Raw genomic sequence first — 12,442 nt, forward strand, 5'->3', positions numbered from 1 at the left:
AACCATACTGACCCGCGCGATCAAGTCTGCGCAGCATAATTACAATAGACAAGCGTATTTTCTGCGGTATGATAAAATCACGTTTTTTTAGATATTAAGAGTCTTTAGGAAAGATCATGCACGAGGAATCAGGCCCGTCGTGGGGTATGCGCGGCTTACGTAAATGGCTGGGAACTGCACCCGAAACTCGCGACGAACTGCTAAAATTAGTACAAGATTCACGTCGATTTTTAGAACCCGATACTGTTGCAATGCTGGAAGGCGTATTGGATCTGCCAGCCACCAAAATTCGTGAAGTCATGACGCCAAGAACGTCCATGATTAGCTTGCAGGAAGATGACCAACTTCTGGAAATTCTGCATGTTTTAGTTGAATCTGCGCATTCGCGATTCCCTGTGTTCTCATCGGATCAACCGGATAATGTAGTTGGTATTTTACTGGCCAAAGATCTGCTTCCTTTCCTGACCGAGCCTTCTTCCAAAGTCGATATTCGTGCCTTGATGCGTCAGCCGCTGTTTGTGCCGGAAAGTGCGCGTTCGGATCAGGTTCTACGTATGCTGAAAAATACCCAGACTCATATTGCGGTAGTGATTGATGAGTACGGTACAACTTCAGGCCTGGTGACATTAGAAGATATTCTCGAAGAAATTGTGGGTGAAATTGAAGACGAACATGATATTGCGGATGAAGAAGCACAATATATTGTTCCGGATCAAGACCCGAAGACAGCCAATACCTGGGTAGTACAAGCGCTGACGCCAATCGAGCATTTTAACAATATGCTAGATGCCAATTTCTCCGATGATGAAGTTGAAACCATGGGCGGTTTGTTATTACAAGAAATTGGTCTGGTAAATGATCTGGAAGGTCAGACGATTGAACTGGAAAACTGGCAATTTACCATTCTTGAGGCAGATTCACGTTCTATTCGTTTAATTCGAGCTGTGCGCCAATGAGAGCATATTTCGATAAGCTATTAAATCCAGCCCAGCAGCAAAAGCAGCTAGCCTTAATTTATCCTGTATTGATTGCCTTATTTGCAGGAGCCATTTTTAGCTTGGCACTGGCACCTTATCATTACTGGTGGCTGGCAATTCTGTCTCCTGCTTTATTGTATGCTTGCGTCCGTGGTCGTAGTGCGAAACAGGCCTTTGGGATTGGCTGGGCTTATGGGATTGGATTATGGTTTGTGGGTGCATTCTGGCTCTATACCTCTATTCATGTGTATGGCGATACCAGTTCTTTCCTGAGCGTAATCATGATCCTGATCATGGCGATTGTCATGGGACTGTTTACTGCGCTTCAGACTTTCATTTATCGTCGATTTTTCCCAGAAACACCTCTTACCTTCGCACCACTTTGGGTAATCTTTGAATGGGCCAAAACCTGGGTATTTACCGGTTTCCCATGGCTCTTTGCAGGTTATGCTTTTACTGAGCTCTATCTGGATGCCTATGCGCCTTTATTTGGCGTATTTGGGGTGTCCTTTGTGGTGATTGTTCTAGCCTGTGCACTGGTTGAAATTTTAAGTAAACGGGTCTTCTGGATCGTTCCTTCTGCACTCTTGTTATTGGGTGCTTGGGGCGCAGCACAACTGACTTTCGTGCAAGAAAAAAATGAAAAGCCGCTCACCGTTTCTCTGATTCAGGGCAATATCCCCCAGGACCTGAAATGGTTAACTGAATATCAGGTAAAAACCCTGCTGATCTATGCCAATCTGAGCAAGACCGAATGGGGACGTGACCTGATTGTCTGGCCAGAATCTTCGATTCCGATGTTCCAGACTGACATCGAGCCTTTCTTGGATGCCATGAAAGTTCAGGCAGAAAAATCTGGAACAGCTTGGGTCACAGGTATTCCGTTCTGGGATCTGGCTGAGTCACAGGAAGCAGGCACGCCAAAATATTACAATAGCATCATGGCGACCGGTGATGAGTCGAGTGGTCTTTATAAGAAGCAGCGTCTGGTGCCTTTTGGGGAATATATTCCACTTTCTGGCGCACTCAGCTGGGTACTGCCAGCTCTGCAAAACGACCCTTCGGTGAGTGGTTTCTCGCGTGGTGCGGATATCCAGAAACCATTAAATGTGAAAAACCATCCTTTAGGTGCAGCGATTTGCTATGAAGTGGCTTATCCAAACCTGACTCGTCGTAATGCCAGCCAAAGCGCTTTTCTGGTGACCGTATCTAATGATGCCTGGTTTACTGGCACTGCCGGTCCACAGCAACATTTACAGATGGTACAAATGCGGGCCAAGGAAAATGGTCGCTGGTTTATTCGTGCTACCAATACTGGGGTAACTGCGTTCATCGACCACAATGGCCATATTGTGAAACGTGCACCTATGGATAAAGAAGCTATACTCCGCGGTGAGCTACCCGCCATGCAGGGTGAAACGCTCTACATGAAACTCAGCGACTGGCCAGTGCTGATTTTCTCCGTATTGCTCTTATTACTAGGTTGGCGCTTCCGCCCACGTAAAGTGGATATCAGCTTTAAGTCTAGAAGATAGTTCTCTCAAAAGCCCCCTTTGCAAAAGGTGAGTCCTATATGGCGCAAGAAGGGGGATTAATTTTCTAAACCCCTCCCGACCTCCCTTTTAAAAAGAGAGGGGCAATAAAAAACCGAGGTTCATGCCTCGTTTTTTATCTATATATTTATTAAGAATGTTATTAAAACTGGATCACCAGATAAGACAACATGCTCGCCAGTGACAACATTGGAATATAACGATAGATCTGTACAATACCGTTTTCAAATGCAGAAGCCTGTTCTTGTTTAAACTGCACGACAGATGCTTTTAATGCTGACCAGAAGCATAGTACGAATAAGGTACTCATCATGCTAATGGCAAAGAAACCCACCATAATCTGGCTGCTGCCTTCAGTGGTCTGCCATAAATGCAAAATTCCTTGGCTGGCTGGAAGAATGCTTAAAACCAAAAGAACAGATTTCAGCATCGACCAATGAAACTGGTTTATTTCATCCGACAATATTAATGCTTTCATACCATTCTCCTTTGGCTAAAAAAGGGCCATTAAGAATATTATGAGCTATTTTTTGTAAATAGAAAGTCTATATTTATTCACATTTTACGATAATTGTAATAGATAAATATGGGAATAATTCTTATTATAACTATCAAATCATCAATATTATAGTAATAGCATTAAATTCAGTTATTTATATTATATTTTATGATTGAGAGTTATTATCACTTCACCCAATATTGAAACAATCAATCAAGTGAAGTGATATATTCAATAACCTACTAATTTATAATAATTATCAGTTAAGGTTGGTAATAAATATCAGCATCAGTTCCTTCGCCACCCGCCTGTCCATCGGCACCAAAAGAGTACAAATCAAAAGCACGACCATTGGTTCCTGGAATCACGTATTGCAGGTCATTATCCCAGCTGTCTTTTGGGTAACCTCCTTTCACATAGCCACCTGGGAGCCAGTTCTTCGCTGTTGCTGGCTGATTTACCAGTGCATCCAAACCACCTTCTTGCATGCTTGGATATTTGCCATTGTCCAGCTTATATTGATCCAGTGAACCCGCAATACTCTGCAATTTGATGACTGTGGTATCCACTTTAGCCTTTTCACCGCGTCCCATTACATTTGGAACAATTAGGGCCGCAAGCACACCGAGAATAACAATAACCACCATTACTTCAATCAGGGTAAAACCTGAGGCACGATGGGCACGTAACTGGCTCACACGTACGGTAGGTTTAACAGCTGTAATTGAAGGGGCTTTGGCTTGATTTGGATTCCTTTTCATTCAATATCTCTCATTCATCTTTAGAAAGTTTCAGGCACTTTCAATTCTTTGTAGACGTTACACATGTTATTTAAATCATATTATTCATATTGACGATTGGCAGCATCACTGCGATCACAATTACCAGCACAATACTGGCCATGAGTACCAGCATCAGCGGCTCTAGAAGTGCGAGTAATGTCGAAATCAGCGTGGTCACTTCCCGATCCTGCATGGTCGATGCCCGTTCCAGCATACGATCCAGCTCCCCCGAGGCTTCACCACTTTTGATCATTTGTACCATCATCGGGGGGAAATAACCACTACGTTCCAACTGGGTAGCCAGGTTCCCGCCTTCAGTCACTTTTTCAGCAGCCAGATTAACCGAATCCCGGATCACCCAGTTATTACTTACCGCCGCTCCAATGCGTAAGGCATCTACCAAAGGTACACCAGACTGGGTCAGAATCGATAGAGTACTGGCAAAACGGGCAGCATTAATGCCACGTGATAATTTTCCGAATAAAGGTAGTTTCAGAGTCAGGCGATCAAAAGCATAATGCCCAGCCGTTGTTCTTAAAAACCGTACCAGAAGAAAAATACCTACCGCACTCCCTATCAACAAAAATGGCCACGCGATCCGGATAAAATCGCTGGCTTTCATTAAAGTCACTGTAATCCAAGGCAAGGCATCTTTACTTTGATCAAAGGTCTTGACGATATCCGGTACTACATAGGTCATCAGACCCATCACAATTGCAAAAGACATCAAGAGCAAAATAATCGGATAGATCATCGCCCCTTGAATCTTTTTCTGCATAGCAAAACGGTTTTCGGTATAGTCAGCTAACTGATCCAGAATCAGGTCCAAGTGACCAGAACGTTCACCAGCCGCAATGGTGGCAATATACAGCTCTGGAAAACGTCCAGACTGTTGTAGCGCCTGAGCCAAGCTATGTCCTTCCAGCACTTTAGAACGTACTGACATCAGCAGATTTTGCACATGAACTTTTTCGCTCTGCTTGCCGACGGCGCGAATAGCTTCTTCCAGCGGAATTGCGGCAGCGACCAGTACCGAGAGTTGTCGGGTCATAAGAGCCAAATCATAAGCAGTAATGCTTTTTTCAAACCATTTGCGACGGTAGTGCTGGTCTTTTTTCTCAACCGGATCTACAGAGACCGGAATCAGCGCCTGATCCCGAAGCTGTTGCCGGATTTGTCGTGCTGAATCCCCCTCAAGCACGCCTTTTTGCTGCTTCCCTGAAGCGTCAAGCGCAGTAAACTGATATGCAGGCATTGTAATGCTCTAATTTTCCAAAATTTTGCTTAACGCTGTTGCGTCAGACCATCAAAATCATTCATATTCTTCAATATAAATTATCTGCTCACTCTAACATAACTGAACTTTGAGCACGACGAAATTTCATCAGGACCCACTCTGTTACTATGCCAAATTCTGTTCCCGTTACTGCCCCTGTTTATCGTGTTCGTGTTGCAGTGCCGGTGCATCTGTTTGACTGTTTTGACTATAGCTTGAGTCAGGAACAATATCAGCAGGCAGAAGTGGGTGCCCGAGTCGCGGTTTCTTTTGGCCGGCAAAATCTGGTCGGCGTGATTACTGAAAAATTACCGCTAGATGCTCCGATTGATCCCAGTTTCAAACTGAAAGCCATTACCGAGCTTTTAGATGACCGTGCCATTATCAATTCCCAGGTTTTAAGTGTATTGACCTGGTCAGCACAGTATTACCAGTTTCCTATCGGGGAAGTGATCCAGACTGCCTTGCCGACCTTATTGCGTCAGGGCAAACCTTATAACCTGCTGGCCCGAAACTGGAAATTGCTGGATCATGAGGCTGAAGCCAAGGTTCGCCGTTCCGAGAGGCAACAGGAAGCTTATCGGATTCTAAAACTACATCCGGTGGGAACAACTGAGAATCTCTTAAATCTGGCCGGAATAGAAACAGCGACTTTAAAAGCGCTCGAAAAAAAAGGAATTTGCGAATGTGTCCTGGAAGCACAGGATTTTAGCCCGCAACCTGTACAACTGGCCCAGATGCCATTAACGGCCAATCCGGAACAAAAGCATGCGATTCAGCAAGTGCTGAAATACCGCAAGCAATATCAGGCCTTTTTACTCGATGGCCTGACTGGCAGCGGCAAAACTGAAGTCTATCTTCAGATCATGGAACAGGTACTTAAACAGGGCAAGCAGGTACTGGTACTAGTGCCTGAAATCGGACTCACGCCACAAACCATTAGCCGCTTTCAGTCCCGTTTCCATTGTCATATTGCCTTACTTCACTCTGGCCTGAATGACAGTAAACGCTTACAAGCCTGGCAAGCCGCTGAAACCGGTAAAGCGTCCATTGTGCTTGGCACCCGTTCTGCGATCTATACACCGATGCCGAATCTAGGCCTGATCATTCTGGATGAAGAGCATGACCTGTCTTTTAAACAGCAGGAAGGCTTTCGCTATCATGCCCGTGATGTGGCATTGTACCGGGGACATTTACAGCAATGTCCAGTCCTCTTGGGTTCGGCCACCCCCAGCATTGACAGCTATGCGCTGGTGCAGCAAGGCAAAATGCAGGTGCTGGAACTGAATCAACGCGCGGGTACAGCACTAATGCCAAAAATCCATATTCTGGATTTAAAAGTGGCACCAAAGCAGCATGGCATCAGCCTGCATCTGATTGAAGAAATCAAAAAGCGCCTGGCTAAAAAAGAACAGGTACTCATTTTCCTGAATCGTCGTGGTTATGCGCCCGTACTGATTTGTGGCAGTTGTGGTTGGCAGGCGCAGTGTCCGAATTGTGATGCCAATTTCACTGTGCATCGGCAACCTTATCAGCATCTGCATTGTCATCACTGTGGCACCATTCATCGTATGCCTGAACAGTGTCCGCAATGTCAGCATCAGGAGTTGGCTACTTTAGGCATGGGGACTGGAAAAGTTGAAGAACATCTGAATGAGCTTTTTCCAGATTCTGAAGTGATCCGGGTCGATCGCGACTCAACCAGCCGGGTTGGCAGCTGGCAGAAAATCTATGACAAGATTCAGAAAAGTGAGCCTGCGATTCTGCTCGGCACCCAGATGCTGGCCAAAGGCCATCATTTTCCTTATGTCACGCTGGTTGCAATTTTGGATATCGATTCTGGTCTTCTTAGCGTTGATTTCCGGGCCACAGAACGTACAGCACAATTGATCGTACAGGTCGCAGGTCGTGCAGGACGTGGGGAACATAAAGGGGATGTATATTTACAGACCCTAAGACCTGATCATGCGCTGCTGAATACCTTAGTCACTGAAAATTACCGCGCTTTTGCCAAGCAGACTTTGACCGAACGGCAAATCGCCCAGATGCCTCCTTTTCGTTATGCCGTGCTGATTCGCTGTGAATCCAAAGATCAGGCACAAAATACCGAATTCTTACAGAAACATGCTGCCCTGCTCAGGCAATATCCCGATCTGGTGCTGGACATCTGGGGTCCCATTCCTGCCCCGATGGAACGCAAAGCCGGACGCTATCAATCCCATATGGTGCTATTGTCCGCAGACCGTGCCCGTTTGCATTATTATGTCCGTAGCTGGTGGCAAAACCTGTTACAGGATAAGCCATCCAATATGAAGCTGACACTGGATATCGATCCACAAGAACTCAGCTAAAATATTGAGACCATCTTCATTTGATAAAGGCTCAACTTTAAGACTGGATGAAAATAAAATTTAAGGCGGAAAAATGTCGATACTGTTACAAATAGCGCTGGTTCTGGCGATTGCACTGTTCATGGTGCCACTGAGCCATAAACTCAGACTGCCAACAGTGCTGGGCTATTTACTGACAGGTTTAATCATTGGGTCGAGTGCCTTAGCGCTGATCTCTGCTCCTGAGGTGATGCAGACTTTTATTCAAATCAGCCTGTTGGCCCTAATGTTCTGGATTGGTCTGCAACTCAGACCACAACGAATTCTTCAGCTTGGGCAACCCCTGTGGTTTATGGCCATTTTACAGGTACTGAGCACGGCCCTGATTTTGAGCCTGCTGGCCTGGTTCTTTCTCGATCAGCATCTGGTTTCCAGCATTGTCATCGGACTGGCCGGCAGCCTCTCTGCCATGACGTTGGTGACCCAGTTTTTAAATAATCAACAACAACTGGCGACCAGTTATGGTCAATCTGCTTATGCCAACACCCTGATTCATGCACTGATTGCAATTCCTATCATTGCAGCGATTCCGCTTTTTGCTGGGGTCAGTTCAACAGAACATGGCATAGCTTATTTTGCTGCCATGATGGCTACCTTTACTGGCTTATTTCTATGTAACCGCTATTTCATGCAGCCGCTCTATCGCTGGATTGCCAAAAGTGGTCGTCATGAATTGCATAGCATTGTTACCATTGTCATTTTCTTGGGCTTACTAGTCCTGATGGATACGCTGGGACTGAATCTGTACCTGGCAGCATTATTTTCCGGTATGTTACTGGCAGATTCTGATTTCCGGATTTCGATTGAAAAGAGTCTGCAGCCTTTTAGCGGTTTATTGATTGGGTTGGCTTTTATCAGTCTGGGCATGTCATTGCAGTTTGCCGATGTGCTGACGCAACCCGTATTGATTATTGCCGGAACACTTTCGCTGATCCTGATTAAATTTGCGATTACCTTAGGATTGGCACGTTATTATCAGCATAGTTGGCGCAACAGTACGCTACTGGCCGCCAGTGTGGCACAAAGTGGTGAGTTCGCTTTTCTGGCACTCATCATTGCGCTTTCGCAGCAGATCATTACTCCAACCCTGCTCTCCCCATTGATGTGGATGGCAAGTTTATCCATGCTACTCACACCGGCATTTTACTGGTTATTGCATAACCAGATTCTGCCACGACTGGATCGGCAAAATCATTTGGCAGCGACCTTTGACATTGAAAGCCTTCCACCAAATACCACACCAATTTTATTAATCGGTTTTGGCCGTTTTGGCCAGATCATTGCCCGTATTTTGCTGCAACAGCAGCAAAAATTCAGTGTAATGGACAGCAATATCGAAGCAACTGAATTGCTGACCTCTTACGGTATTACCTTCTATCAGGCCAATGCGACTGAGCCAGAGGCTTTAGCTCAGGCACATCTGGATACGGTTCAGCATGTGATTGTCGCCATTGATGATATTGAAGATTCACTGCTGACCGTCCGACATCTGCGCTTAAATTATCCTGACATGTCTTTATGGGTACGGGCACGTAACCGGCATCATGTCCATTTACTTCAGGAGCTGGGCGTGGAACAAATCTGGCGAGAAACCTATGCTTCTGCACTAGAACTAAGTCAGTGTCTGCTAGTTCAGCTGAGCGGACTGTCTGAAGAACAGGCGCAACAAAAGATCCATGAGTTTCATACTCATGATCAGAAACTGCTCAATCGTCAATTTCAACCAGATACGGAGAGCCCGTTTAATTCCGCAGGCTCAAGGAATACACTGGCAGAACTGGAGCATCTTCTTGCTCAGGATCAGCTAAAAAAAGCACCAGAACAGGATACGGACACGCAACAGGACAACAACGCTTCAGGAATTGATGCCATAAGAGATGATCTGGCATAACTTGTGTTTTACAATAATGCCACCATTAAAGCAGGGTTATGGAGAATTTTATGTCTGATTTACGCCAACGCTTTTTTATTGAAGATAGCCCTGTTCGTGGTGAAGTGGTGCATCTTGAAGAAGCTTTACAAACAATTTTGGCCCAGCGTGACTATGCGCCTGCAGTAAAAATCCTGTTAGGTGAAATGCTGAGCGCCACTGCACTATTGGCCAGCACCCTGAAAATTAAAGGGCGTATCAGCCTACAAATTCAGGCTTCAGGCACATTTAAATGGGCAATGGCTGAATGTAACCATCGCGGTGAAGTACGTGCACTGGCGGATTACGAAGAAGATCCACACTTTCAGGCAGCAGAAGATAGCAGCACAGTTTTAAAATCACTGACTAATCCAGTGCTGTTTATCAATATCGAGCCTGAATTTGGTGAGCGTTATCAGGGTATTGTTCCGCTTGATCAGGAAAATCTGGCTGGCTGTCTGATGCAATATTATGACCTGTCTGCCCAGATTCCGACACGTATCGTGCTGGCCAGTGACAACAACCGTGCAGGTGGTTTGCTGATTCAATTGCTACCGCGTAACAGTGAAGAAGAACAACGCCGTGTCGATGAAGACTTATGGCCACGTCTGACCATGCTGACTGAAACATTAAAAACAGAAGAACTGGTCACTCTGGAGGCCAATGAAATTCTCTATCGTTTATATAACGAAGAAGAAGTGCGCTTACCAGAAGTAGAACATTTGCAGTTTGGCTGTACCTGTTCTAAAGAACGTTGTGCGATTGCCTTACAGCAGATTGGTGTAGAATCGGTTCGTGAAACTTTAGAATTCCAGAATCCAATTGAGATGGACTGTCAGTTCTGTAATAGCCGTTATATTTTTACGGCTGAAGAAGCTTTGAGCCTGTTTGGTGAACACCTCAGTTAATAACAGCCCCTGCTCGACTCAAAAAAAGCACTCAATATTGAGTGCTTTTTTCATTTTATATTTTCATAAAATATTGACCAAAATTCCTCATAAAAAAAGACAAATGTACTTAATTTCAAGCTTGCCTCATGATTAAAATTTGCACACCAATAGAATCAGAAGATCAACGGTATTTTCAAAGTAAAAAAATCAAAAAAAATAAGTGGAAGATTTTAAATGAAATTTCGATATTTAATGGGTGTGATGTTATGTGCTGCGCAGAGCTTCAGCTATGCAGCCGAAATCACGGGGACATGGAAAGCCATTGATGACAAAACGGGCTATGCACGTGCTGATGTTGAAATCAGTAAACTCAATAATGGTACTTATCAGGGTAAAGTTGTTCGTATCCATGCCATTCCAAATCGTCCTGCACATACCCACTGTTCTAAATGTAAAGGCGCACTGAAAGACGTGCCTATTCTGGGTCTATCTGTCTTATCAGGTCTAAAACCAAATCCAGAAAAGAAAAATGAATTCGTTAATGGAGCAATTCTCGATCCACTAACCGGTAATGTCTATAAAAGCAAGGCAACTCTGAATTCCCGAGGCAATGTACTGACGCTTCGTGGCTATGTAGGTACACCCATGCTCGGACGAACAGTATCCTGGGTGAAAGTCGAATAAATCTCATTTTTTATAAATTCTCATCTGCAAGCTGTCTGGCCAGATCAAAGGCTTGGACAGCTTAAAATCATTATCTTTATCCCATTCCTTATCACGTAAATACTTACTCATTCTCATCATGCTGAATGAACGTAATTTTTAACTCATATTCATTTTTCTTAATTTAATGTGATTATTGACTGGTATTTAGTGTATTTTTCACGCTATATTAATCCCATAATTTTTTTATGCCTTTAAGAAGTTAAATATATTTTCAATAGCATGGGGTAATGTGGCAATGAGATTCAAACTGCTTTGTTCTATCATTCTTACAGCAGCAAGTACCATCAGTCTATCCGCGTTCGCCAACAGTGACCCATTACTTGGCCACTGGAAAACCATTGATGACCGTACCGGTTATTCCCTGGCAGATGTGGTGATTAGTAAAGATGCTCAGGATCGCTATATTGCCAAAATTGTGCATGTTCGTGAGATTCCTGGGGCAGCTCGACAGCAAACTTGCACTCTATGTAAAGGCGCATTAAAGGATCAGCCGCTCATTGGACTAACAATGCTTAAGGGACTGAGCAGTCATCCCGACCATAGCAATGAATTTATTAACGGCACTCTGCTCGACCCGGTTTCTGGACAGCTTTATCAGGCCCGTGCCCGCCTGAAAAATAATGGCAGGCATCTTGCCATTCATAGTCGTGCTGAAGGTGCACCGGTCGGACGCAATATGACCTGGATTAAAAACTAGTTTCGAATTCAGATTATTAAGAAAAGCTCCTTAGGAGCTTTTTTATTTTAGGTCATGTGATAATTCACATGAATTCATTAATTTTATGCCAATCTCATCACATTTTATGCTATTGATTTTGTTACATTTTATGAATAAATTAGAGTAATAAATCTAATATAAATAATCATTGATCAACAGGCATGTTATGAAGAAAATTTTAAGTCGCTTAATGATGGGGATCACATTGGCAACAGCAGCAGGTTTAAGCTTTGCTTCTGAAGATCCACTACTGGGGAAATGGAAGACTATCGATGATCAATCCGGTTATTCTCGTGCTGATGTCGAAATCCGTAAAAAACCAGATGGCAGCTATGAGGGAATTATCGTAGAAACCCGTAGCCTGCCAGGTGCAGAAAAACTGGGAATCTGTAGCAAATGTCCAGGACAGCTTAAGAATAAACCATTTATTGGCTTGCCATTTATCTGGGATTTTAAGGCAGACCCCAAAAAACCTCACGAATTCCATGATGGCAAGATACTTGATCCAATCAGCGGTAAAGTTTACAAAGGTAAAGCACGTTTAAGCGCCAATGGCAAACGCCTGACCCTGCGTGGTTACGTAGGCGTTTCGGTTATCGGACGCAGTGTTACCTGGATAAAATACTAATTTTTGTCAGTTTTCCATGCCCCTGTTTCAGGGGCTTTCTTAATGGTTATGATTTGAAACAATTAAGTACAAATAAAAACTGTTTCCCTTAGCC

General features: G+C 44.3%; 11 protein-coding genes. 8 read left to right on the forward strand and 3 right to left on the reverse strand.

The features are described from left to right. Positions 1-116 precede the first annotated feature (116 nt). Together FTU03_RS00395 and lnt are read left to right on the forward strand one after the other, a co-directional pair. Positions 117-956, forward strand: coding sequence for an HlyC/CorC family transporter (locus tag FTU03_RS00395; RefSeq protein WP_004781742.1), 840 nt, complete (start codon positions 117-119; stop codon positions 954-956). Continuing rightward, entirely contained in the window at positions 953-2,512 is a 1,560-nt protein-coding gene (lnt, locus tag FTU03_RS00400; protein ID WP_179991987.1) for an apolipoprotein N-acyltransferase, read from the forward strand. The genes FTU03_RS00395 and lnt overlap by 4 nt, the downstream gene beginning before the upstream one ends. A gap of 160 nt (positions 2,513-2,672) precedes the next feature. On the opposite strand, the gene FTU03_RS00405 is transcribed toward lnt, so the two are convergent. From FTU03_RS00405 to gspF, 3 genes are all read right to left on the reverse strand, one after another. Further along, positions 2,673-3,008 (reverse strand): hypothetical protein, encoded by a 336-nt coding sequence (locus FTU03_RS00405; RefSeq protein ID WP_034705833.1) that lies wholly within the window; start codon positions 3,006-3,008, stop codon positions 2,673-2,675. A gap of 284 nt (positions 3,009-3,292) precedes the next feature. Continuing rightward, on the reverse strand, positions 3,293-3,790 hold the full coding sequence (gspG, locus tag FTU03_RS00410; RefSeq protein WP_218946463.1) for a type II secretion system major pseudopilin GspG: 498 nt from the start codon (positions 3,788-3,790) through the stop codon (positions 3,293-3,295). Between the two features lie 70 nt (positions 3,791-3,860). After that, the gene (gspF, locus tag FTU03_RS00415) at positions 3,861-5,066 is read right to left on the reverse strand and encodes a type II secretion system inner membrane protein GspF (RefSeq protein WP_034705070.1); all 1,206 of its coding nucleotides are present in this window, start codon (positions 5,064-5,066) and stop codon (positions 3,861-3,863) included. 149 nt (positions 5,067-5,215) lie between these two features. On the opposite strand from gspF, the gene FTU03_RS00420 reads away from it, so the two are divergent. From FTU03_RS00420 to FTU03_RS00445, 6 genes are all read left to right on the forward strand, one after another. Beyond that, complete coding sequence (locus FTU03_RS00420; protein WP_166134820.1) at positions 5,216-7,438, forward strand: primosomal protein N'; 2,223 nt, start codon at positions 5,216-5,218, stop codon at positions 7,436-7,438. A gap of 73 nt (positions 7,439-7,511) precedes the next feature. Beyond that, positions 7,512-9,368 carry a cation:proton antiporter gene (locus tag FTU03_RS00425; RefSeq protein ID WP_179991986.1) on the forward strand — a complete coding sequence of 619 codons (1,857 nt, stop codon included), beginning with the start codon at positions 7,512-7,514 and terminating at the stop codon, positions 9,366-9,368. A 50-nt stretch (positions 9,369-9,418) separates the two neighbouring features. After that, positions 9,419-10,294 (forward strand): Hsp33 family molecular chaperone HslO, encoded by an 876-nt coding sequence (gene hslO, locus FTU03_RS00430; protein ID WP_004781734.1) that lies wholly within the window; start codon positions 9,419-9,421, stop codon positions 10,292-10,294. Positions 10,295-10,510: 216 nt separating this feature from the next. Further along, complete coding sequence (locus tag FTU03_RS00435; protein WP_179991985.1) at positions 10,511-10,960, forward strand: DUF2147 domain-containing protein; 450 nt, start codon at positions 10,511-10,513, stop codon at positions 10,958-10,960. A 277-nt stretch (positions 10,961-11,237) separates the two neighbouring features. Next, positions 11,238-11,699, forward strand: coding sequence for a DUF2147 domain-containing protein (locus FTU03_RS00440; protein ID WP_166134811.1), 462 nt, complete (start codon positions 11,238-11,240; stop codon positions 11,697-11,699). 187 nt (positions 11,700-11,886) lie between these two features. Further along, positions 11,887-12,348, forward strand: coding sequence for a DUF2147 domain-containing protein (locus tag FTU03_RS00445; protein WP_179991984.1), 462 nt, complete (start codon positions 11,887-11,889; stop codon positions 12,346-12,348). Positions 12,349-12,442: the final 94 nt, after the last annotated feature.

Source organism: Acinetobacter sp. YH12046 (genome assembly GCF_013419905.1).
Classification (GTDB): Bacteria; Pseudomonadota; Gammaproteobacteria; order Pseudomonadales; family Moraxellaceae; genus Acinetobacter.

What these genes read in the sequence shown, in the direction of transcription:
- FTU03_RS00395 (WP_004781742.1), top strand. Translation starts at nt 117, where the DNA reads ATGCACGAGGAATCAGGCCCGTCGTGGGGTATGCGCGGCTTACGTAAA.
- lnt (WP_179991987.1), top strand. Translation starts at nt 953, where the DNA reads ATGAGAGCATATTTCGATAAGCTATTAAATCCAGCCCAGCAGCAAAAG.
- FTU03_RS00405 (WP_034705833.1), bottom strand. Translation starts at nt 3,008, where the DNA reads ATGAAAGCATTAATATTGTCGGATGAAATAAACCAGTTTCATTGGTCG.
- gspG (WP_218946463.1), bottom strand. Translation starts at nt 3,790, where the DNA reads ATGAAAAGGAATCCAAATCAAGCCAAAGCCCCTTCAATTACAGCTGTT.
- gspF (WP_034705070.1), bottom strand. Translation starts at nt 5,066, where the DNA reads ATGCCTGCATATCAGTTTACTGCGCTTGACGCTTCAGGGAAGCAGCAA.
- FTU03_RS00420 (WP_166134820.1), top strand. Translation starts at nt 5,216, where the DNA reads ATGCCAAATTCTGTTCCCGTTACTGCCCCTGTTTATCGTGTTCGTGTT.
- FTU03_RS00425 (WP_179991986.1), top strand. Translation starts at nt 7,512, where the DNA reads ATGTCGATACTGTTACAAATAGCGCTGGTTCTGGCGATTGCACTGTTC.
- hslO (WP_004781734.1), top strand. Translation starts at nt 9,419, where the DNA reads ATGTCTGATTTACGCCAACGCTTTTTTATTGAAGATAGCCCTGTTCGT.
- FTU03_RS00435 (WP_179991985.1), top strand. Translation starts at nt 10,511, where the DNA reads ATGAAATTTCGATATTTAATGGGTGTGATGTTATGTGCTGCGCAGAGC.
- FTU03_RS00440 (WP_166134811.1), top strand. Translation starts at nt 11,238, where the DNA reads ATGAGATTCAAACTGCTTTGTTCTATCATTCTTACAGCAGCAAGTACC.
- FTU03_RS00445 (WP_179991984.1), top strand. Translation starts at nt 11,887, where the DNA reads ATGAAGAAAATTTTAAGTCGCTTAATGATGGGGATCACATTGGCAACA.